Origin of the sequence: Roseburia intestinalis L1-82, from assembly GCF_900537995.1 — a bacterium.
Taxonomy (GTDB): domain Bacteria; phylum Bacillota; class Clostridia; order Lachnospirales; family Lachnospiraceae; genus Roseburia; species Roseburia intestinalis.
In genome coordinates this window covers 1,000,001-1,025,030 of record NZ_LR027880.1, presented here as the reverse complement: position 1 = coordinate 1,025,030, position 25,030 = coordinate 1,000,001, and the positions used below count along the sequence as shown (strand labels likewise).

General features: G+C 40.0%; 12 protein-coding genes, 3 tRNA genes, 1 rRNA gene and 1 CRISPR repeat array (1 of these 17 only partly in view). Of the genes, 2 read left to right on the top strand and 14 right to left on the bottom strand.

What is annotated here, in order from left to right; genetic code table 11:
- Positions 1 to 313: 313 nt before the first annotated feature.
- Together RIL182_RS04785 and RIL182_RS04780 are read left to right on the top strand one after the other, a co-directional pair.
- A tRNA-Gly gene (locus RIL182_RS04785) sits at positions 314 to 386 on the top strand.
- A 30-nt stretch (positions 387 to 416) separates the two neighbouring features.
- Positions 417 to 489 (top strand) — tRNA-Gly (locus RIL182_RS04780).
- A gap of 165 nt (positions 490 to 654) precedes the next feature.
- Positions 655 to 4,643: direct repeats of the CRISPR family, unit length 36 nt; unit sequence GTTGTAATTCCCTGTTATCACTTGGTATGGTATAAT.
- Between the two features lie 99 nt (positions 4,644 to 4,742).
- Here the strand turns inward: RIL182_RS04780 and cas2 are convergent.
- The 14 genes from cas2 to RIL182_RS04720 all read right to left on the bottom strand — a co-directional run.
- On the bottom strand, positions 4,743 to 5,051 hold the full coding sequence (cas2, locus tag RIL182_RS04775) for a CRISPR-associated endonuclease Cas2 (RefSeq protein WP_044998535.1): 309 nt from the start codon (positions 5,049 to 5,051) through the stop codon (positions 4,743 to 4,745).
- Positions 5,052 to 5,055: 4 nt separating this feature from the next.
- Entirely contained in the window at positions 5,056 to 5,961 is a 906-nt protein-coding gene (gene cas1 / locus RIL182_RS04770) for a type II CRISPR-associated endonuclease Cas1 (protein ID WP_006855537.1), read from the bottom strand.
- Positions 5,962 to 5,979: 18 nt separating this feature from the next.
- Complete coding sequence (gene cas9 / locus RIL182_RS04765) at positions 5,980 to 9,366, bottom strand: type II CRISPR RNA-guided endonuclease Cas9 (protein WP_044998494.1); 3,387 nt, start codon at positions 9,364 to 9,366, stop codon at positions 5,980 to 5,982.
- A gap of 298 nt (positions 9,367 to 9,664) precedes the next feature.
- Positions 9,665 to 10,180 (bottom strand): hypothetical protein, encoded by a 516-nt coding sequence (locus RIL182_RS04760; RefSeq protein ID WP_006855539.1) that lies wholly within the window; start codon positions 10,178 to 10,180, stop codon positions 9,665 to 9,667.
- An 18-nt stretch (positions 10,181 to 10,198) separates the two neighbouring features.
- Positions 10,199 to 12,217 carry an AAA family ATPase gene (locus RIL182_RS04755; protein WP_006855540.1) on the bottom strand — a complete coding sequence of 673 codons (2,019 nt, stop codon included), beginning with the start codon at positions 12,215 to 12,217 and terminating at the stop codon, positions 10,199 to 10,201.
- 21 nt (positions 12,218 to 12,238) lie between these two features.
- A complete protein-coding gene (locus RIL182_RS21150) occupies positions 12,239 to 12,391 on the bottom strand; it encodes a hypothetical protein (protein ID WP_015561218.1) in 153 nt (50 codons plus the stop codon).
- Positions 12,392 to 12,458: 67 nt separating this feature from the next.
- Positions 12,459 to 14,177, bottom strand: coding sequence for a GmrSD restriction endonuclease domain-containing protein (locus tag RIL182_RS04750; protein WP_006855542.1), 1,719 nt, complete (start codon positions 14,175 to 14,177; stop codon positions 12,459 to 12,461).
- Between the two features lie 56 nt (positions 14,178 to 14,233).
- Positions 14,234 to 14,605, bottom strand: a complete 372-nt coding sequence (locus RIL182_RS21600; RefSeq protein ID WP_242655458.1) for a DUF262 domain-containing protein — start codon at positions 14,603 to 14,605, stop codon at positions 14,234 to 14,236.
- Between the two features lie 7 nt (positions 14,606 to 14,612).
- Positions 14,613 to 15,767, bottom strand: a complete 1,155-nt coding sequence (locus tag RIL182_RS04745; RefSeq protein ID WP_006855544.1) for an aminotransferase class V-fold PLP-dependent enzyme — start codon at positions 15,765 to 15,767, stop codon at positions 14,613 to 14,615.
- A gap of 18 nt (positions 15,768 to 15,785) precedes the next feature.
- Entirely contained in the window at positions 15,786 to 19,322 is a 3,537-nt protein-coding gene (locus RIL182_RS04740; RefSeq protein WP_006855545.1) for a hypothetical protein, read from the bottom strand.
- A 21-nt stretch (positions 19,323 to 19,343) separates the two neighbouring features.
- Positions 19,344 to 20,198 carry a DUF4007 family protein gene (locus tag RIL182_RS04735; RefSeq protein ID WP_006855546.1) on the bottom strand — a complete coding sequence of 285 codons (855 nt, stop codon included), beginning with the start codon at positions 20,196 to 20,198 and terminating at the stop codon, positions 19,344 to 19,346.
- A complete protein-coding gene (locus tag RIL182_RS04730; RefSeq protein WP_006855547.1) occupies positions 20,198 to 21,775 on the bottom strand; it encodes a phosphoadenosine phosphosulfate reductase domain-containing protein in 1,578 nt (525 codons plus the stop codon). The genes RIL182_RS04735 and RIL182_RS04730 overlap by 1 nt, the downstream gene beginning before the upstream one ends.
- A 390-nt stretch (positions 21,776 to 22,165) precedes the next feature.
- Positions 22,166 to 22,236 (bottom strand) — tRNA-Trp (locus RIL182_RS04725).
- 165 nt (positions 22,237 to 22,401) lie between these two features.
- Positions 22,402 to 25,030 (bottom strand): 23S ribosomal RNA (locus tag RIL182_RS04720); it runs 286 nt beyond the window's last position.

The following is a 25,030-nucleotide window of genomic DNA, read 5'->3' as shown; positions in this document are numbered from 1 at the left end:
GAATCTTCGCATTTTTTTGTACATTCTGCCACCCCTTTGGCCTTACAAAGTCATATTTTAAATTTCTGTGACCATTTTCCCATGTCCTTTATTGTAACACTCTTCATTTATGAGTTCTACCCCTAAAAAGTATCGTTTTCATTCTGTTTTTCTTTTTTTTCGCCGCAGATCCGCACTCACATTTCTATTTCGGTATCCAAAATTTCTGTTAAATTTTTCTGTTAAATTTTTTCAAAAAATTGTTGACAAATTACTTTTTCCATAGTATGATATTAAATGTGTCTGGCAGACAGATACAAAACAATTTACATATGCGCGAGTGGCTCAGTTGGTGGAGCACGACCTTGCCAAGGTCGGGGCCGCGGGTTCGAGTCCCGTCTCGCGCTCTTTAAAAGCTACAATACAATTTCATATATGCGCGAGTGGCTCAGTTGGTGGAGCACGACCTTGCCAAGGTCGGGGCCGCGGGTTCGAGTCCCGTCTCGCGCTCTTCTGTTGAGAAACAGGAAACTTTGATTTACAAGGTTTCCTGTTTTTTTGTTGTAGTGTAAAGGTTGATTACGGTTTTTCCGTAATTTCAATATACTTTTCTGATTTTCCTCATTATCACTTGGTATGGTATAATCGCTAGGATGTGATCTTGATACCGTGATTGTTGTAATTCCCTGTTATCACTTGGTATGGTATAATTCTTTGGAACAGGAATCACATCACCAGTCAGTTGTAATTCCCTGTTATCACTTGGTATGGTATAATTTCCTAGATTGTACATCATTCATAATGCGAGTTGTAATTCCCTGTTATCACTTGGTATGGTATAATTTTGGGAATTGCTCCGGAAATGACACCATGTTGTAATTCCCTGTTATCACTTGGTATGGTATAATGAATTTTATTTTTTAGGAGGATTCAAAATGGTTGTAATTCCCTGTTATCACTTGGTATGGTATAATACTACCATAAAACGCACCCTAAAGAGGTAAGTTGTAATTCCCTGTTATCACTTGGTATGGTATAATAAAATAAAGTTTCACTGCTTTTCCTCGCTTGTTGTAATTCCCTGTTATCACTTGGTATGGTATAATATTTCCATTTTCAATATCTTTTATTTTAACGTTGTAATTCCCTGTTATCACTTGGTATGGTATAATTTTCGACCGTGAAACTTTCAAATATTGGGGGTTGTAATTCCCTGTTATCACTTGGTATGGTATAATCGATGGCTGTAACGAGTTGCCTATATACACGTTGTAATTCCCTGTTATCACTTGGTATGGTATAATAGATCGGGGATGTAAATGTGGCAGTCGGCTGTTGTAATTCCCTGTTATCACTTGGTATGGTATAATGCGGCATAATTAAACACCCGTACACTTACTGTTGTAATTCCCTGTTATCACTTGGTATGGTATAATAACACCTCTGCAACAAATTGCAACATTTTTGTTGTAATTCCCTGTTATCACTTGGTATGGTATAATTCATTAAGCGTTTTGAGGGTTTTCGTCCAGTTGTAATTCCCTGTTATCACTTGGTATGGTATAATCAAAAATGATAAATTTGACATGTACAGAGTGTTGTAATTCCCTGTTATCACTTGGTATGGTATAATGCGAAAAATATTTGACAATGGTGTAACAGTGTTGTAATTCCCTGTTATCACTTGGTATGGTATAATAGCATGTTAATTTTTATATTGCCGTGTTTAGTTGTAATTCCCTGTTATCACTTGGTATGGTATAATACACAACGGCAAAACCGAGGAAGAAAAGAAGTTGTAATTCCCTGTTATCACTTGGTATGGTATAATAGAACGTGAACCCTATACCACTAAAGGGAAGTTGTAATTCCCTGTTATCACTTGGTATGGTATAATACACTCATAGTCTGTGATTTGACCACAGAAGTTGTAATTCCCTGTTATCACTTGGTATGGTATAATTTGAAAAGAGAATATAACTCTTTTCTTCTGTTGTAATTCCCTGTTATCACTTGGTATGGTATAATACGCACCTTTAATACCGTTAAGCAGTTTCAGTTGTAATTCCCTGTTATCACTTGGTATGGTATAATCTGTGCCAATAAACACATTGCTACATGATCTGTTGTAATTCCCTGTTATCACTTGGTATGGTATAATAACCCAAAACATTTTATGTGTTTCAGGATGGTTGTAATTCCCTGTTATCACTTGGTATGGTATAATGAACCAAAAGAATATTCTTGTCCACCGACCGTTGTAATTCCCTGTTATCACTTGGTATGGTATAATATATTTTTCACGTTTATTTTACCGTGTTTTGTTGTAATTCCCTGTTATCACTTGGTATGGTATAATAATATGCATTTCAGAGAAGATTCCATTATTGTTGTAATTCCCTGTTATCACTTGGTATGGTATAATATTTTGTCAAAGACAACACCTCCGTGTATAGTTGTAATTCCCTGTTATCACTTGGTATGGTATAATAATAAATTAGTCGGTTTGCGCGGTATCATTGTTGTAATTCCCTGTTATCACTTGGTATGGTATAATGGAGAGCATTATCGTAAAACTGATGGCAGGGTTGTAATTCCCTGTTATCACTTGGTATGGTATAATGTAATAGCTTTTATTATTTCTAAATCAGTAGTTGTAATTCCCTGTTATCACTTGGTATGGTATAATCACACCAAGACTTTTATCTCCATATTCAATGTTGTAATTCCCTGTTATCACTTGGTATGGTATAATAAATTTTATGATTCAGAAGTAATGAGTGCGTTGTAATTCCCTGTTATCACTTGGTATGGTATAATTTATTATCCGCGCTTTACGTGCGTTCAATCGTTGTAATTCCCTGTTATCACTTGGTATGGTATAATATTATTAAACGGTATGAGGGGTGCAGATTAGTTGTAATTCCCTGTTATCACTTGGTATGGTATAATTTCAAAAAGCGTTACCAGTCTGAAGCCATGTTGTAATTCCCTGTTATCACTTGGTATGGTATAATTATAAAACCTCAAACCGTAAATTAAGTATCGTTGTAATTCCCTGTTATCACTTGGTATGGTATAATTCTATGGTTCGGTTGAACTTATGCGGTATCGTTGTAATTCCCTGTTATCACTTGGTATGGTATAATCGAGGCTGACTGTTCGTCCGGTGTTGCTGGTTGTAATTCCCTGTTATCACTTGGTATGGTATAATTGTCATCATCCGAGGCATACAAGAGCATTTGTTGTAATTCCCTGTTATCACTTGGTATGGTATAATAAAATCAATTTCGATTAATTTTATTGACTTGTTGTAATTCCCTGTTATCACTTGGTATGGTATAATTTTCATACTCAGCGTATTGCATTGTATTAGGTTGTAATTCCCTGTTATCACTTGGTATGGTATAATTTCATGACTTTACTGATATAATCGGGATCTGTTGTAATTCCCTGTTATCACTTGGTATGGTATAATTCTCAAACGTCAGATTCTCAAGCAAGTGGTGTTGTAATTCCCTGTTATCACTTGGTATGGTATAATCAATACAAGGGCATACGGAACGTCATATTGGTTGTAATTCCCTGTTATCACTTGGTATGGTATAATACGACTGGGAACAGCGTTTGAATCCGTTCAGTTGTAATTCCCTGTTATCACTTGGTATGGTATAATTAACCGGATAAAGTCAGTGTATGTTTGGCTGTTGTAATTCCCTGTTATCACTTGGTATGGTATAATAATACGCCCACCATTCTCCCTGCTGGTTTAGTTGTAATTCCCTGTTATCACTTGGTATGGTATAATAAGTGTGGTACTACAGTTTATGCCTGATATGTTGTAATTCCCTGTTATCACTTGGTATGGTATAATCTTTGTTACAAAAACAGGAGACTTTGTTTCGTTGTAATTCCCTGTTATCACTTGGTATGGTATAATATGGCAAATGTTTTCTTTTCTTCCTCATTTGTTGTAATTCCCTGTTATCACTTGGTATGGTATAATATTCTTTAAGCTCCATTCTTCGTAACGACAGTTGTAATTCCCTGTTATCACTTGGTATGGTATAATACGCTGCTAAAAAATAAGGGACGCAAATTTGTTGTAATTCCCTGTTATCACTTGGTATGGTATAATTTTTGCATTTTTCTTTATGTTCTCCCTGCGTTGTAATTCCCTGTTATCACTTGGTATGGTATAATATCAGCAGTCAATAATATTTCAACCTGCACGTTGTAATTCCCTGTTATCACTTGGTATGGTATAATATGTTTATTGTTGGTATGTCCGGTGGAGTTGTTGTAATTCCCTGTTATCACTTGGTATGGTATAATATATAATTCGAACAATGCAAGTTAATATTTGTTGTAATTCCCTGTTATCACTTGGTATGGTATAATCCAACAGTACTTGCACCGTAGCCACTTTCTGTTGTAATTCCCTGTTATCACTTGGTATGGTATAATTTTAAAAAAATATTATTTAGACGGGTTTGAGTTGTAATTCCCTGTTATCACTTGGTATGGTATAATGAATCGTCAAGAGGCTCAAGAATGGAAAGTGTTGTAATTCCCTGTTATCACTTGGTATGGTATAATGGATGACGTTCATCCCGTATGACTATGAGGTTGTAATTCCCTGTTATCACTTGGTATGGTATAATAGGGAGCACAAATCCCCACGAACTACAGGGATTCGTGGGGATTTCATCTAAAAAAAATCTTTAATTTGGAAGTTAAATTCTATCGAAAATCTTCTTTTTTCAAAAAACATCCATTAATTCTATTGATTCCGGGGTGTCATCGAACGTTTTCGTTCCTAACATAATTTCCATAGATTCATACTGCTTTTCTGTTAAAACCAGCGCACGTACTGATCCTTTTAAGGGCAGATTTTGTTTTAAACGCTGTTTATGCATTGCAACTGCATCCATACCATTGCATATCCTGGAATATACAGACCACTGCACCATATTGTAGCCATCTTTCAATAAAAACTTACGAAATTTTGCGGCATCCTTTTTCTCTTTTGCAGTTACTACTGGCAGATCAAAAAATACTAACATTCTCATAAACCTATTCATAGCTATGTACCTGTAATTGCATCAGTTCCGGCAACTCCAAATCTGATCTTTTTCCCTGCAGAGCACTACTGTAACTTGCCACCAGCATATCAATACAATTACTGATAATACGTTTTTCTCCTTTCATATCCATATCATAATTTATAATACCAAAAATACCACGTTTTCTTTCTGGCGTAAGATCGCTGTCAATTTCTGCTATATCATAATTTTGGGCTACATACAGGTCAACTAACGGACGAAATGGCTCGATCATATCATCCGCCAAATTAAAATTATTCAGCTCACTATGATGGAACACTCCAATCGAAGGTTCTAATCCATAACAGACAATGGAGCGGGCGATCAGACCTCTTACAATAGCATAACCATAATTTAACGCCGCGTTAATGATATGATCATTACCGCGTGAAAATCCTAATCCATACAGACTTTTAAAATAAAAAGCTGCTGCTTTCGCCTCCACATGTGTTCGATCGCCTGACTGGACTTCTTTACACATTTTCATCAGTTCTTCTGATCCATCCAGTTCAAGGTAGGCTAAACACAATGCCTGGTTTCTTATTTTCTGAACCACGATCTGCTGCCAGAGTCTTTTCTGTAAGGGCTTTCCTGCCTCTATCTGATATTTCAGAATTTTAAAATGGCGACTGTGCCTTACCATGGGAAGCAATACTGCATTCGGAAGATGTTTCTCATCACAGACATAAACCGCGATTCCCATATCTGCCATTTTTTGAAGTAAATAAGCTGAGACAGTTACGGTCTGATTTTCTATAATGATACAGTTGATATCCTCCAGTGGAATCTGTCTTGCTATGTCTGTTTCAATATTTAGCTGCTGATTTTTGATAGACAGCTTTACATGACTGTCTATCTTAATATTTCGAAATCCCATTTATCCCCCATGTTTTTATCAAGAAAACCCCATTCGTTTTTCACTTCTTACTACTGAAACATGACCTAAAACATCTATCTGACATTTTTCAAGCACATCCAGACTTTGTATACCTAAGCCTCTAAACTTATAACGGCTGTCATGTGCAATTCCTTGTATATTAGCAGCCGAAATATCTGCGCCTATATAGTATGCATACGTTTCTTTTATACCCTCCATCCCACCATTTACCATTTTTATAGGTATATCTTTTTTACTCTTTATATGTATTAAATCCCTCGAATACAAACTGAATAAAAAGTCCTTATCCTCCATAACTTTCCATTCTCCATATGGCTTATGTGCTGTTGATGCCCTATTCGGCAACACCTTCTTCACCACATCCGCCGTATACACCGGTACAAAATAGTACTTTCCATTCACACGAAATACATCGATTCTGACCATACCGCCATTTTCTGCAATTCCATTTCCGGAATCCACAAATACACCCATCGTCTGTTTCTTCTGTATCTTGACTTTCCGTACTACCGGACCTTCTGTACCGTCTGCTTTCGGCTTATGAAAATCCTGTGCAAATGCCTTTTTTGCATCGTTTCCATATAACAACAACTGTTTTTTCAATGCCTCGTATAATAAAAGGTCACTTTGTGGGTTATAGTAGCCGTCGATTTCTCCATCTTTATCCAACTTCAGATCTGTCAAAGCCGTCTTAGTCAATACGATCCCCTCATCCTTAAAATGTCTCGGACTGCGGATGGTATCTGCATGTGCAGCACCTGTCACTTTATGATTTGGCATTCTTGAGACAAAGATCGGACGAAGATTCTCATAAATATACTCTGGATAATCTAATTCTAAGGCAACATCAGAATGGGTATCCAAAAATCCCTTCGGATCATCTCCCATTCTCACATCCAGTTCTGCCCGGAATGTCTCCCATGGTTTTGGAATATGAACACCAAATATCTCATCCCATTCTGCCCGACTGTAATCTTCCGGTCGAAAGATTTCTCCTGTCTCCGCATCCACAAACTCTGTACCTTTTGAGTAACATCTCTCTCTTACTTTCGTATATCGCGATATTTTCTGGATCATGCCATCCGTACAGCAGGCGATGACAACCGCATCCATCGCATGATGTGTATCCGTCTCACGATTTTTCTGAGGTAATCCCCAGCGTTTTCTTAAGTACGCCGTAATTGCTCCATTTACCGCGCGTACCTGTTTTTTCTTTTCCGGACGGTTTAACGGTGCCATTTCAAGGTTCTGACGGATCATATTATAAATAACGGTTGTAATATATTTTGTATCCGTTAAGTTACGCTCTTTAAATTCACTACGCTCTTCCTCTGAAAAATGTTTTTTCAAAAGTTTCTGCTGTTTTTTATAATCCCGTATCGTCGTCTTCACACGAGTTTCAAACTCATTCCAACGCTGCTCATCATTTCCCATGTATTCATAAGGTGTCCTGTTTCCCTTTTGGCGGTTTTCCTGAGAAGTGACAAGTACCTTATTCCGAAAACTGTCATCAAATGTAATACTGTATGGCAAAATATGATCAATATCATATCCCGGTTTAAACAGTTCTTCCAATGGAATAGTCTTACCGGAATACATACAGATTCCCTGCTGTTCCTGCCACAGGCGATACTTTAAAATATCCTGTCCGGTTGGTGATAATTTTCCCAATTCCTGAATCTGCTTTTTCACATCTTCGTTATTCTTCTGGCGTTTTTCCATATCACCTTTTATTTTCCGGCGTTCTTCAAAAGTCTTTGACATTTCTCTTGCAAGCTCAATATTGATTGCCTGCGGACTTCCATATGTACGGATGATCGCATTAATCACTTTGACAGTCTGTGATACAGAACGCTTTACTACCGGATTCGTGATCTCATTAATGGTCTGATTCACATTTTCTCCTGTTAATAACTTCTGCTTAGTCCCCTTAGAATCCGCCTTAAAATCATATCCTGCTTCCTCACATGCTTTATCATAAGTCATGCCTTTTTCCAAAAACGGGATAATATTCCGCATCGCTTTCATCGAAAGATGCTGAAACTTCGTCGGTGTATACGCCAATAACCCTTCCATCTCTATCGGTACAAGTCCCAGCTTAGCCAGCCGCTCCGTACGACTGTCATCATTCTTATAACAGGTCAGGATCATACCAATCTCATCAAACAGATCCCTGACTTCATTTTCTGTCAGATATTTCACCCGTTCTTCCAAACATTTCTTGTAATCATGGTAGTATGGCATCCCAATAAATTTTGCTTTTTCCGTATTTTGATTTTCTTTTTGCTGTTCTTCTTTCGTGGCAGCTTTTTTATAATTTAAATTATAAAAAAGAATATCCTCCGGCAAACCTAACTTCTTGCGAACTGCTGCGTACTTCACTTCCTTCTGTGTGAATAACAGCAAAGTCAGTGCCCGTCGTTCCTCTTCTGTAAAGTTTCTGGTCTCTCCATCCTGGTTAACCAGTTTTGTATGATTTATTTTCTGCAGTGCCACAAAATATTCTGCCGTATAAGTTCCCTTTGCGCCGCGCAGCTCCCCCTGATCTCCAAGAAATGTACATTTTCCAACTCTGTCCGAAAAACCTTCCATCGCATATGGACTTGGCTTTCCATCCGGCTGCATGCCTGGTCCTAAATCAAAAGATCTCTGACTTGTCATGATTTCCAAATATTTTTCTTCTAATTCTTCCGTCGCTTTTTCATTTCCAAGACGTCTCTGGCTGGAGAAAATTTCTTTGACTTCTTCCACAAGCATTGCCCTTAACATGGTGTGCTGATAATTTTCTGCTTTATTGCGTGGGGTGAGAATATATCCCTTTTCTGACCAGGAACATCCGGTTCGAAATGCTTCATCTAAATAAATCATCTCCCCGACCGTACGATATCCCTTTTCCTGCATCCGCTTTTGATTTTCATCCGTCGCTTTTAAAACTGCACCATTTTCCTTTGCAGCCGTCTCTGCCTTTCTGGTCGAACGAAATCCACGGTGTTTTGCAATATGAAGCAACACCTGTGCTAATTCTTCATCCGTCAGTTTCCGGTCTAATGCCTCATAGCGAAGCTGATAAACATCCGGTAACCCTGCCATGTTATATCGTTTCAGAAAGTCATCAATATTTATCAGACCCTGATTCTCAAAGAGCCATTTGATTCTGTCTAAACGATGTTTTCTTCTTCTAAGCCGTCTTCTTGTCGTTCGTGCAGCTCTCCTTGGTCCCGCCAAAGATTCACCTGTTTTCGGGATTTCTGCTGTATCAAATATCCTTACCCCAAGGTCTACGATACGAACCGGCTCGTCATCACTGTTGTTCTGTAATACCGCCCAGCCGACGGATGCAATACCAATATCCAACCCAATACGATAATCCATTTTTTCGTCCATGTTCCTTCTCCTCTCATCTGAACCGTTCTCTCTCATACCAGCAAACGGGACAACTGTTTTATTCTGCGCGCTTCAACAATGATCCGCATACCGGTCATTGTCATGAATAAACTTCTGTATAAAAGATAATCCCATTCCGAAGAATGGGATTAGAGCTTTTAGGTTTCTTACCTTATTGTAATAACCTAATTATCACTTGGTATGATATAATTCTCTTAGATTATACCCCTGTTTTCGACGATTGTAAATACCTGTTTTTGATTTTTTACATTTTTCCTTCAAAAATCATGTAAAATTATTATTCCATATCCTGTAAACCATAACCAAATCTTTCTAACACAGACATCAGATTTGCTGTTTTATTATCATAAAATTCACTGTCCGGTTCTGCTTTTTGAATGATCAGTCTCTCATACAGTTCCTCTACCCCGCCTCTGACATAATCATGAAACATGGACTGATAAGCCTGAAATTCTTCCTCCGTCTCCGCACCCCGGAATGCTTTTTTTACTGCTTCCTCAGCCGGCATGCTTTCTTTCGCATCCAGCATGATCATCATCTGCATAATAAAATCTAATTCTTCTTTTGCATTGATGACCTGCTCGGCTAAAATGCTCTTTGTCCCAAACGGCGAGAAATCTTCCTTTGCTTTACGGTCTACGCGAAATCCCACCACTGCTGCCACCATATACAGATCGATCAGTCTCCGGAAACAGGTATGCTCATAGTCACCTTTTACCCACAATTCACCTGCCATCCTGGCATGCTTTCCATGAAATTCAAACTCCTTCTTAAAAAATTCATAATTCCCCATCTTTTGTATCCCCTTCCGCTACTGATCAGATTCTACTTTCCGTATGGACGCATATGCCTCGTCGGCCGCTTTTTCAATATAATAAGACGCACCGACATATTCATCGAGTCCTGTGTACTTCCAGTCCTTGTCCAGCATAAAAATAATTACCTGTTCTGATACTTCCGGCAAAACTTTTGCAATCAGACTGATATTTTTATCCCCCAGTTTAGAAAACGGTCCGTCTAAAACAATCGGCAGTGTATCTCCTCCACTTTCCACTCCAAGATGCTCAGCCTTTTTATTTCTGCTGTATTCCATGATTGTAACGATAAATGCAAAATTGCGTGCGATTTTTTCGCCCTCTGACAGATTCTTCTCTTCGCGGAAACCCAAATCCGTCTGATATAACATCTGGATCTCATAATTTTCCGTCAACTGTATTCTTTTATCTTTCGCATTGAACATACGCTCAAAATTTTTTTGGATCTGTCCGTTTAATTCCAGAAATGTCTTATTCTTTTTTACCTCAAAATCATTTTTTAATCTTGTATATAATGCTTCTGCCAAATCTACACGCTCTCGCCATTTTTTATTTTCTTCGCTCTTGACCTCCTGGCTCTTCATCTCCGCTTCGATCCGTTCAATCTGCCGCTCAAAGTTTATAATCTGTCCCTGCAGTGTTCCCTTTTCCACCCCTAATTTACTGTTTTCACTCTGATAATATTTCAGCATTTTTCTTTTTTCAGCAAAGTCTGTCTGCCTGTCCATCTGCTGTTCCATCCCGGCTAACTGATTACAGGTTTCCTCGTAAGCCCGGATGCTCTGATCCACATTTTGCGCATCTTCTCTTAAATCATCATAAACAGAATTGCTTTGCCGGTTCCAGCGCTGTCCTGTCCGTTCAAACTCACCCAGCAATGAACCAATATCTGCCGGCGGAAGAAAATTTCTCTGTTCCATCAGACTTTCTAATTCCTTAGACTCCGGTAATATTGGAGTTCCACAGATACATCTGCCTGTTTTTATAATATAGTCAATACTTGCCTGATGCATATGCGGTATGTCACGCCGCTCTCCTGCAACAGATTTTACCATTTTCACAGATGCCTCTATCATCGGTTTCGCAAACAACATATAAGCTTTATCACTGAATAAATTTACCAGACTTTTATATGCAGCAACTCCTCTTTCCGCCTGCGTTCTTCTTACTACTAATAACTGGTTATATTTTGCCTGCAAAATTTCCGTATTCTTATTTTCAAGAAGATACTGCTGCACCTCCTCTATTTTTTCATTATTGTTTTGTATATTGATTTCGATATTTTTTATCTTATCTTTACACTGCTCTATCTCATGTTCCATGCGATTCCGGTCTTTTTCCAGATTATCATACATATTACCAGAACCTGATATCTTTCCTTTGAACTTTTTAATAACGGAATGACTTCCCATATCCTTCAAATGCCAGATTGCAGCCTGATACGCAGATAATCCGGTCAGTGTATGTACAGACTCTTTGATATTTTCACGCACACCGTTAACAGTTACATCATTCCATCTCTCTCCATCAAACAAAAAATAATGTGACAGATTTTTGGGAAATAATTCACGGATTACCTCTTCTATTTTTTCCGTTTCCACAGAAATACCGGCATTTGGATCATCCTTTTCTGATATTTCCAGTGAAACTTTCTTATAAAATTCTTTTGCGATCAACTGTGGATATGCACGCGTATAATGGATTTCACGCTTGATCCGGTATCTTTTTTCATCATCAACAGCAACCAGTTCCACCGTAACATCCGCTTTACTGTTCGCATCCATCATTGCCAGAATATCATTGTTTAACAGCTGGTAGTCTTCCTGCTGCTTTCCGCGTTCTGTCAATACCGCACCATAAAGCACCCAGCGAAATGCCTGTGCAATTGTTGTCTTGCCAACCGTATTATCTCCCAGCACGACAGTAACATTTCTTTTTTCATCGCAGCTGAACTCGATTACATTCTGCCCCTTATACCTCATAAAATTATTCATTGTAATGCTCTGGAATTTCATGCTATTCTCCCCCTAAGTCTGCTACACTGACATCTTCGCATAATCAACTATGATCTTTGCAAGTTCCTCAGCCATCCTCTGATCTGTTTTTGCCTTGCTCCGCAAATTTTTACGCTCCACATGAAGAACCTCAAAAATCATATTCCGCATTACTTTTTCACTGACCTCTTTCATAAAATACCTCCATCCTGCATTGTTCTTTCGTAAAACAATATCTTTATCTGCACTTTCCAAGCCGTATTTAACTTAATAAAGTACTGATCCGCTCCCTGATATCCCCCTTCAGGAAATCATACCGTTCCCTTAAAATCTGTTTTACCTGATCTTGTGGTATATCCGAATTTGTATAAGCCGTAATATGCAGTTTTGCTTTTGCTTCCGCGTTGATCTTCTGTACATAATCTTTTAAGGATTCATCGGATATTTCCTTATTTGCTTTTTTCGTTATGTACACAAAATTTAAAGGCGAGTTGCAGATATTTTTTTCATCATCACGAAGTTTTTTCGTAGATTCCCCTACCTTTTTTACTGTTCCAAGCGGTATAATATGATGTGCCTCAAATCTTTCTGTTTCATCGGAATATGCACTTAAAATTTTATTTTCGTCAAACATATCCTTATATGTCTTTGACAGCAGATACTGACACATAAACATGCGCATCACTTTTTTCGGGATACGGTCTTCATCCGCCTTTTCCATCAGTAAAAACTTTTCATCCGAAAAATTCTGTGCTTCCAACACATAATTTTTGATATTTGCAATCCAGTCAACATTCTCTTTTCGGCTGGATGCCTGCATTGTCTTTACCATGGTCTGAAGATGCGCGATCATCTTTATATTCTGATCTTTATCATACTCGCCGGAAAATAATGATGACCAATACCACGCTTCTAAAATATCGTGAACAGTTTTATCGTTAAACCACTCATCCTTTAAAAATATAACTGCCACTAAGACAATCATCAAAGAATAATTTATTTCCTGGATATTCCGAATTCCGCATCTGCTCTGAAAGAAAAACATTACCCTGTCTATGGCATCACAAACCTTTTTCGCATTATCATTAATATCCGTTGGTGCTAACATCAGAATCTGCTTCTTCTTTATATAATCTAATTTGAATTTATCCGGTTCAAATAACTTGTTATTGCAATACAGACACAGCACATCTAAAAAAACATCAATATACTTTCCTGCTATGTCATTCTTTTCCTCGTTATAACATCCCGTACTGATGGATGCATTGTATTGATTATTTTGTATTTTTTTCCCAATCAAGGGAACAATCTGATCCGGTAAGACCTGTTTGTCATAACTTTTTTCTTCCTGAATATACCTGACCAGACGACGATAAAAATTATCTGTACTTACTTTTGCAACTCTCGCCATAACCAGATCAAAAGTATTTAAACTGATTCCTCCACGATTTAAATTCTCATAGATATCGATCGCCCTGTCACGCTGTTCCCCCGATACCTCAATCTTATTCAACGCCATATTCTTTACACAGGAATCCAGATAATTTGTCAGACAGACTTTCCACACCATTTGTTTTTCTTGCACTTTTTCACCGAACTTAGAATGATCTTCTTTTATTTCATTACAGTTTTCATCATTTCCAAAAATCTCTGCTATAAAATCATTCTTATTTTCATCCGACAAATCTGTAAAATGCTGTCTGATCTCATCTCCGATTTTACCTGCGATATCAGAGGTGATCGTATTATAGCGCAGCATTATCTGCGCCTTTTTTATATTTTCCGGTGCCACCATCAAATACAGCGGTACTAAATATCCATCCTCATTTGTCAGGCAAAAATCATCCAGACGGGTCGACAAAGACTGCTGTGGATTATACGGCTCTCCATCCTGATTAAAAAATGCGGCACATTTAATAAACGGTAAAATATCCGCTGTCAGAAAATCCGGTTCCGCAGAATCTGATATGGGAAAAGTCAAATTATGGACTCCAAACAGATCTGCCTCTTCTTTACAGTTCTCCCACTTTGGAATTCTTAAAAAAATCTTCGCTGTAATGCCCGTGAACTCAATTTTGAAAACATTTTACATTTTTCATAAATCACATTTGAAAAAACATTCGTAAGCGCTGTCATACGCTGCTGTCCATCCAGTAGAAATTCGACCTCACCATCCTGGCTTTGATATGTATTTTTTTCTTTCATACCGATTGACTTCGATGCATACTCATCCGGCTTTGATTTCAACAGTAAAATACTCCCTATCGGCATTTTTGCCAGAACTGATGCTACGATCTTTCTCTGTTCTTCATCCTTCCAGACAAATCCTCTCTGAAAATCCGGCAGCAGCATTTTATCCTCCGCAATTTTTCTGACAATCTCTCCAAAATCCAAACGTTGATTTTCCATTTTTCCTTCACCCTTCTGCAATTTCTTCTATCGCATTGATTAATATTTCCAACTCACTCTGCTTTGTAAAACGTCCGATCCCCACCCGGATCACGCCGCCATATTTTTCATCTTTTAAATATTTATGGATCAGCGGTACACATTGATACCCTGTTCTGACCGCTATATGATAATCTTCATCGAGCAGCATCCCAACTTCATCCGCACGGTAACCCTCTATGGAAAAAGAAACAATTCCGGTTCGTTTCATTTCATCCCAAGGCAGATACAGTAAAACTCCGTCTATTCTTTTTAGCTTTTCAATCAGATATTCTGCAAATTTTCTTTCTTGTGAAAGTTGCCTTTCCATGTCACAGCACGCTTCTAAGGCTGCATGTAATCCTGCAATCGCAACTATATTGGGGCTTCCCGGTTCTAAGATTCCCGGCATTTGTCCTGGCATATCAGGGTTTAAGGAATCACTGCCTGTTCCACCCACAAGAAACGGTTTTAAAGAAATATCCCCCTCACTGATAAATCCTCCAACTCCAAACGGACCATAGAGTGTTTTATGCCCCGCAAAAACATAAAAATCGATTCCACTCTCTTTCAATTTTACCGGCACAAGCCCAAGCGCCTGTGAACCATCCACCGCCACAACTGCTCCATATTGTTTTGCTGACTCTGCCACCTCATTGATTGGCAGAATGTAACCTGTCACATTGCTGACATGACTCATAACAACGACTGTTGGATGTTCTCTGGTGAACTGAAACCTGATCTGTGACAAATCTAATTCTAACGACTCCCTGTTTAATGCAAGTTCGATAATTTTAAATCCATATTGTTTCTGGTAATGATACAACACTCTCATCATTGCATTGTGCTCAAAAGGTGAAACATATACGATATCCGTCTGTTTCCATTCGAGTCCCCCTAAAATCACGTTACATGCAAGCGTAGCAGAGGCTGTAAACACAACCTCTGCTACATCATCTGCTCCTGCAAGTTCTTTGATCTGTTTTCTTGTACTCTCAATCAACCCGGATGCCTGCCGCGCCAGCGCATAAGAACCCCTGCCTGCATTGACAGCACCGGTCCGCGCAATTTCATCCATTGCCTGATATACACATTCTGGTTTTGGAAATGTCGTCGCTGCATTATCAAGATAAATTTCTTCCATAACCAATCTCCTCTTCTCTTACTGTAATAATCCCTCTAAAGTCTGCACCAGCACTGCAACCTTCTGATTTGTTTCGAGCGTATTCCCAAAGTCCTCCAATGCCTCTTCTAACATATTCTTTAAGTAAAGGCTCGTTGTATCCGAAATATCCGCATTATAATACTTTTCTATGGCATTTCCATTCTGGTCTGTCAACAGGATACGACTGCTGCCACCTGCATCTTTACCATGTTCCTCAAGTTTTTCAACTTCAGCTTTTACCGCGTGCAATTTCTCCTGAAATTCTACAAAGTTTGTATCATTCCAGTCCTCTAAATATACCCCTGATAAAATATAAGACAACGCTGATACAATTTCTCCCTCATCATTGGTAGAAAGTTTCTCTAAATAATTCAAAAATTCACTCTCTGCCGTTGCCAGTACATGATTTCTTGATGAATAATTCTGTGCCAGATACCATTCGTGTAAACATGCTTTCAGACTCACATTCTGCGTTTTTCCAAATTCGCGCTTTATGTTTCCTGCGACCTGTTTTTTTAATGTAATAAATACATCATCTAATATTTTTTTACTTTCTTTTAAATCCTGTGCCGTTTGCTCAAAACCAGGTTCTCCATAGCATGCCGGAATTTTTTCAAATAACAATTCTCTTGGATTGATTTCTGCTCTTCTCAACAGATTCCTAAGTTTCTTTATCGATCCACTTTGATTTTCCGGAAGATTTAGTGTTATCATCGTGTACTGGGGAAGTGACCGATACCATTTCTGCATGCAGGCAGCAATCTGTGCGAATCTGCTCTGTCCGGAAAACTTCTCCGTATCACATTCAAAAATCTTTTCCAATTTTTTTAAATATTTTTCTTTTTCAACGGTTTCCAGCTCCAGATACAATGCATAGTTTTCTGGAAAATCATTCACATGATTCAGGTTATCCGAAGTAATTTCCAGCTCTTTCTCCCCAATATAAATGACCGCTGTTCCTTCAATTTCAGATAATTTTTTTGCCAGAAACAATGGAATCACTCCTCGCCTTGCGCCAAAACATTTTCCCTGCAATCGCTGGTATAATATCTGAAAAGACTTTTTTTCACCTGCACATTCCGCAAAAAAACGATCTATCTCTAAACTAACTTTCTGACAGCCCTTATCCCCTCTGGTATGCACAAATGCAGCACGATATACCATAGCCTCCGGCATGGTTCCTTTTTGGTACACAGACAGATCCTCATGCCCTAACATTTTATCGATCACCTGATTGCGCGCTCTTAAATACTGCTTGCCGATGTGTTCAATATTTAACAGTTCATGGTTTACACGCGGCGCGTAGCCATAATATTCTCTGCAGACATCACTTAATATCTGATTAAATTCTGCGGCCGTTGTACACTTTTCTTTTTTCTTTTGCGTCTGGAGAACTATTACCTTTCCGCTCTCCGGCAGATAATGCTCTTCCAGATAGATATTAATTTCAAACCGGATATCCTCAGCACATAATTCCAGTTCCTGCAGCAGCACTTCATTTTCTTCAATAAAGCGTTTGTCCCCTTTTAACGTCATAACCGCCTGATAGCGAAGTAATAATTCCTCTTTGTCAAAACGTTGGTCGGACACTAACACAAGAATTCTTTTATCCGCCAGTTTATCTAACTGCTTTTGTATCTCATCTGTTTGGGGTTTTTCTTTTTCCGGCATCACTATAATTTTTCCGTCTGAAAACTTTTCATCAAACAGATATCTTGTATTTTCCAGGGCAAAAAACTCTTCTGCAAACATATACTCATACTGAAAATAGCGTGTCATCGCATATTCCTGATTATACTGCTTTGGCAGTTCATACTCTGTGTCTGCAGCCTCTGACAGAATCTGGCAAAAATTACAGTGCCCTTTTTGCTCATCCATCTTCTTCGTGATTTCTTTTTCCACATCAACGCCTGCATTGCTGCGGAATGCATATACTCCGACACTGCTGCGGAACATTAAAATCCCATCTTTTTTTAATTTTTCCATTGCAGGACGATACTTCTTTTCCGGATCCATCCCTAATGCAAGACAGATTGCCTGATCCTGTGCAGGAAGTTCATCCTCTCTATGTAACATACGGATTACTGCGATTGCTTTTATGACAGCTTTCTCATCTTCCGTTTCCGCTTTTCCCAGCGCATACTCTGCCTTCAGCCACTCTGAATGGATCATCGGTACATCTTCGGTTTCACGGAACATTGATTTAAAATAATCATAAATTTTATCAACGCCTACCCAGTTTTCTTCATTCCGCTCTAACAGCCATGATAAACTTCCCTGTCCATCATCTGCTAAAAATGTAAATATTGTTCTCTCATTCTGTGCAACACGTTCACTGATATGAAGTAATGCATACGCAGCAAGCGGTGTCAGCGGGAAACATCCTTTGGCAACGATCCGTTCAAAGTCCTGCTCTGAAAATAATTTCTGAAAACATGGAAGCTGATAGGATAACTTCTGGAGCTTCCCCTGCTCATTTTTCACAATCTCTTTTTCATATTGTTTCGAAAACGCAGGTTCTTCCTTCCGGATTGAATTGGCGATCAATTCATAATTATTTTGTGCGGATACGACGAAAGATATCTCTGAAATTCTTCCTTCTACTCCGCGAAACGCATTTTTCATGGAAGTGTCTATACTCCTGGTATACTCATGAATACTTTTATGTGCCACCATTGTAAAAAATAATTTCTGATCGGAACTTTCCGCCAATTCGCACATATCCTGCAGCGTTTTCATATCCTCTGCAAAACCGGATTTCTCATGTCCTTCTATATATTTACTGAATTCATCAAAAATAATAAAGATGCCCTCATAACCACATTCTTCTGTCAGACTTCTTATAATCTGCTGATATGACCGTATGGTCTCAGACTGCATCAATGGCATAAAAGTGCTTCCTGCCGTCAGCATCGGATATAATTCTTTAAATAATTCCAATGACTGTTTATGTTTTCTTTTCAGATTCTTTTTCAAATCCTGCACATCTGTCTGATGTTCCGTCAGATACTCACAAAATCTGGCATACACATCCGAATATTCCTTTTCCCACTTTTCAAGGATTCTAAGTGCTTCTGTGAATGCAGTCTCCGGTGCAATATCCGACAAACCATTTTTCTCTAATGCCTCGCGCAGTGCGAATAATAAAATCTGATTCATGGAAAACCCCGGTACAGAAGAAACCAATACCGGTAAATATTTTTTATTCTCCTTCCGGATCTGCGTGACTAAATCCGCTGTCTCCGGATCTGTGATCTTTATTTTTTCAAAAACACTCTGTGGCAGGTCACAGGAAAGAATTGAAAGCAATACCAGTAATAAATGGGATTTTCCCTTTCCATACGGACCGATTAAAACAGTTGCATGTTCTTTTGCCTCTCCCATCACAGCTTTTAAATATCTGCGCAATATCAACATGGATGACCGTGTCGGTATATAATGTTCAATTCTTCCATGATCTCCTATATCAAGCTGCAAATTGACTGCTTTTTGGAAATTACGGTTGATATGTATTAAGTTTCTCCATTGTTCCATTCCGGCAACTCCTATATGTCTTTATCTTTCGTAATAATTTTTTACGATCATTTCCCCGGTCAATCCTTTTTCCCAATAAATCATATTAAGACCTGCAGTGCGGTTCATTACGATCTTATCTTTTTCCTCCAGACGCTCTAACATCTCTATCAATGCTGTACGTTTCAACTGCAGTATCTTTCCTGGACTGTCCATTTCTTTCCACAGATCATCCAGATAAACAGACGTACGGTTTTTTTCCTTATCTACCAATAAAAACCAGACAATATCCTCCGGTAATTTGTTCAGATCTGGCTGTTTTCTGTAGTAAATCCCCTCTGTATTTTTCAATAATCCTAACTTTCCAAATGGACTGGCGTTTTTTTCTTCGGGATTTGTCTCCTTTGCCGGCATATACATCCGCAAAATTGCATCACAATCTGCATAGACAGAACTCTGCGCAACCTGCACTTCATCGTCTAAATCACTGAGTAATGTCTCCATCTCATCATATAGCTGCTGTTTTTTAAATTCCTCATAAGAAACTTCATTAAAAAATAAATTCCATGCCGTTGCCAGTTCCCGGTTTTTTGCAATTTTGCAATGTATCAGCCATAATGTAAAATAATCTTCCACGCATGGATCATGTGCAAGAATCAACTGACCAATCGCAGTGAGCATAACACCCGTTTTCGGAGAATCTGTAACCAGCTCTGCTGCCCTGAGCCAGTACCGGATTGCCTTTGCCATATTCGGTCCCACTCCAAGTGCATCTGCTCCATAATTTTCTGAAAAAACTTTCGGATTACGGTCTACTTCATATAAACCCTTATTCAGCCATCCTTCACGAAGCATAAAACTTTCATGCCCTTTAAAACGGTATTTATTTTTTCCCATTATTCTTTATCCTCCGTCCGCTGTCTTTTGATTGCCAGAACCTTTCTCATATAGCATCCAGCCGTAAAATGGTTCACACATTCGCCACAGCGTTTACATTTTTCGTCTGAAATATGGTATTCAATCTCCCCATCTTTATTTTCCCTGATAGAAAGCGCATTAAATCTGCACACACTCTCACAGGCCAGACATCCCATACACATCTGATATTTTGTGATCTGACATTTTATTCTTTCTTCTGCCGTTTTCAAATCTTTCGCACCGGCTATTTCTGTTTTTAAAATGGTAACTCTCAAATTGGTTGTTCCAATCCGCCCCTGCAGTTTCAAAACGATCTGCTCTCTTTTATCAAGTACAAAAACCTCTCCCAGCCTTGTATTTCCCATATCAAAATTCAGATACCCGAATGGACGGAATAGTTCATACAACTGTTCTGAAATTGGACGCTGTAATTCATAATTGAACGAATTTTCCTCCGTGACACATGGTGTGAATGACACAACGGATTTCTGTGCATACGCAACACCATTTCCCCCCTGTCTTGCCTTCCAATACCCATCATCCACATAAACCTCAGCATCTTCTTTTCCAATGCTTGTTGCAAAATCAATCAGCATCTCTCTAAAATGCTTTGACTGCTCATGCATATGTACCTTAGATAAAAATTCAGACCAGCCACTGTTGTTCGGACAGCACCAACATCCAACCCTCGCATAGCCAAGACGGTATGCATCGTTAAAATCAATTCCTGTTGTAAGAATATATAACCAGATGTCAAAATCCATCCAGTCGATAATGGGTGATATGATCCTCTGTTTTGTGATCTTCGGACTGTCAGACTCACGCTCATACTTGCTCCTGCTTACTGACTCACTGCGCCGGATCCCATAAAAAGTCAATATCTGCTTTTTGTCCCTGTATAACGAACGAATTTTTTTCTGTATGGTTCCCGTTTTAAAAACAGTACAGCACCAACGCATCACACGACTCGGCGGACCGATCAGTTTGCACAGTTCCTCAAAATCTTTTTCCTTATTGCGTGCAGAGATCACAGGTGTTTTAGGATGATTTTTCTTAAATCTTTCCACATAGGTATAGGTAAATGGAAACTCCAACGTTGTATCCCCGAAAATATGCATGATCTGAGGTGTGCTCAATGCACGTAATACCAGATTCGAAGTCACTGTAGAATCTTTGCCTCCACTGAATGAAACAAACATATCCATTGCACCAAACTCACCCACTGCTTTTCGTATATAATTTCCTGCCTCCTGCGTGATATACTCATACCGTTCTTTATTTGCCTCAATAAAGCGTCCCGTCATCTCATCAAAATAACAATAGGTATTCTGTGTACTATATTTTTCATATTGTCTGCGGACTTCATCTGCATTGATCTTTTTCAGTTCTTTTACAGAAAAAGCAATCTTTTTTCCGTCCACAAAATAATGGTTTCCCGTTCCATTCCAGACCGATTTTTTCAGAAATTCAAATGGCTTTTGCAAGATAATTTCGATTAAAAGTCTTTCCTCTGGAAATACAGGCCGGACGTCCGTTGTCAGCTTTTTTGCCTCCATCCCGCATCTGCTGCATCTGTTACCATACAGTGGAACATTACATTGTCTGCACCAGTATATCGTAGACTGCACGTCCGCCCTGCCTCCACAGCACTGACATGTACTTGTCTCGCATACGGTTCCAAAACATGGCTGTTTTTCTTTTGTTTTTTCATTTCTATTGTGGCAAATATATGTTATCATGTATCTTTCTTTATAAGTAGAATTTATATAGGTACTTTTCTTAGAATTTAAGAATATATAATGATATTATATTCTTAGTTTAAGAGAATTTCAATCAGATATTATCCAGAAAAGAAAGATTTTATAATTTCAGGCAAAATAAGTAAAAATGCAAAACTGTAAATATATCAAAAAAGCCTTGAACTTCCGTTCAAGGCTTCTTCCAAGCAGGGGATGAGAGAATCGAACTCCCACCAAAGGTTTTGGAGACCCCTATCATACCATTTGACCAATCCCCTATATATAAAATGACGTATCAGATACGTCATTTATTTTACTTTTTTCTTATGCAAAAATCAATAGGACTTTTGCCTTATTTCTGATACCTTCAAAACTTCATACAGAACTCCGTCAACCAACTGTGAAGTTGCAAAGCAACTTCCAATGCGAACATCGTTCGCTATTTGGTCAAGCCCTCGATCGATTAGTAACAGTCAGCTCCACACGTTACCGTGCTTCCACCTCTGCCCTATCTACCTTGTACTCTTCAAGGGATCTTACTCACTTATGTGAGGGATATCTCATCTTGAGGGGGCTTCACGCTTAGATGCCTTCAGCGTTTATCCCTTCCGGACTTGGCTACTCTGCCATGCCGTTGGTCGACAGCAGATACACCAGTGGTCCGTCCATCCCGGTCCTCTCGTACTAAGGACAGCTCCTCTCAAATATCCTCCGCCCGCGCCGGATAGGGACCGAACTGTCTCACGACGTTCTGAACCCAGCTCGCGTACCGCTTTAATGGGCGAACAGCCCAACCCTTGGGACCTGCTACAGCCCCAGGATGCGATGAGCCGACATCGAGGTGCCAAACCACTCCGTCGATGTGAACTCTTGGGAGTGATAAGCCTGTTATCCCCAGGGTAGCTTTTATCCGTTGAGCGATGGCAATCCCACTTTATGCCACCGGATCACTAAGTCCTACTTTCGTACCTGCTCCACCCGTCGGTGTCGCAGTCAAGCTCCCTTCTGCCTTTGCACTCTTAAAATGGTTTCCGACCATTCTGAGGGAACCTTTGAGCGCCTCCGATACCCTTTCGGAGGCGACCGCCCCAGTCAAACTCCCCGCCTGGCATTGTCCCACCGCTGGATCACAGCGGCTGGTTAGAAACCCAATACTGCAGGGGTGGTATCCCAACAGTGACTCCATTGAAACTGGCGTTCCAATTTCTCAGTCTCCCACCTATCCTGTACATGCAGTACCGAATCCCAGTACCAAACTGGAGTAAAGCTCCATGGGGTCTTTCCGTCCTGGCGCGGGTAACCAGCATCTTCACTGGTACTTCAATTTCACCGGATGCATTGTCGAGACAGTGCTCAAATCATTACGCCTTTCGTGCGGGTCGGAACTTACCCGACAAGGAATTTCGCTACCTTAGGACCGTTATAGTTACGGCCGCCGTTTACTGGGGCTTAAATTCAAAGCTTCATCTTGCGACTAACCTCTCCTCTTAACCTTCCAGCACCGGGCAGGCGTCAGCCCATATACTTCACCTTACGGTTTCGCATAGACCTGTGTTTTTGCTAAACAGTTGCTTGAGCCTATTCTCTGCGGCCCACCCTGAAGTGGGCACCCCTTCTCCCGAAGTTACGGGGTCATTTTGCCGAGTTCCTTAACAATGCTTCTTCCGTCGGCCTTAGGATTCTCTCCTCATCCACCTGTGTCGGTTTACGGTACGGGCACATATAAAACGATAGCGGCTTTTCTCGGCACATGGCTCACATACTTCGCTACTTTTATTTCGCTCCACATCACGTCTTTGGCTTGCCAGGCGGATTTGCCAGCCTGACACCTCTTCCGTTTGTACCGGTATTTCCATTCCCGGCTTATGCTTTCCACATGCGTCCCCACAGTTCTGTTTATATGTGGTACAGGAATCTAAACCTGTTGTCCATCGGATACGTCTTTCGACCTCTCCTTAGGCCCCGACTTACCCAGAGCAGATCAGCTTTACTCTGGAAACCTTAGATATTCGGCCGGAAGGATTCCCACCTTCCTCTCGCTACTCATTCCGGCATTCTCTCTTCTTATCCCTCCACTGCTCCTTCCGGTACAGCTTCGTCGGTTTTAAGAATGCTCCTCTACCAATCACTATGTGATTCCTAAGCTTCGGTGTCGTGTTTCAGCCCCGGACATTTTCGGCGCAGGACCTCTCGACCAGTGAGCTGTTACGCACTCTTTGAATGTATGGCTGCTTCTGAGCCAACATCCTGGTTGTCTTTGAAATCCCACATCCTTTTCCACTTAACACGCACTTTGGGACCTTAGCTGTAGGTCTGGGCTCTTTCCCTTTTGACCACCCAACTTATCTCGTGCAGTCTGACTCCCATTCATCATCTACATGGCATTCGGAGTTTGATATTCTTTGGTAAGCTTTGACGCCCCCGCGGAAATTCAGTGCTCTACCTCCATAAGACTAAAATGAGGCTAGCCCTAAAGCTATTTCGAGGAGAACCAGCTATCTCCGGGTTCGATTGGAATTTCTCCCCTACCCACACCTCATCGCCACCCTTTTCAACGGATGTGCGTTCGGTCCTCCATTGCCTTTTACGGCAACTTCAACCTGGACATGGGTAGATCACCCGGTTTCGGGTCTACGCGTGCTGACTGAACGCCCTGTTCAGACTCGATTTCTCTTCGGCTCCACACCTTAAGTGCTTAACCTTGCCGGCACGCGTAACTCGCCGGACCGTTCTACAAAAAGTACGCGGTTCATCATATAAAGATGTTCCACAGCTTGTAAACACAGGGTTTCAGGTTCTCTTTCACTCCCCTCCCGGGGTCCTTTTCACCTTTCCTTCACAGTACTATGCGCTATCGGTCACTAAGGAGTATTTAGGCTTACGGGGTGGTCCCCGCTCATTCCATCAAGGTTTCTCGTGTCTCGATGTACTCTGGATACCGCCATGTCGTCTTTCCTTTCGCTTACGGGGCTTTCACCCTCTCTGGCAGGCTTTCCCAAAACCTTTCTGCTAGGATCAACGAATCAATTATGCGGTCCGAACCCCACGGTGCACGCACCATGGTTTGGCCTC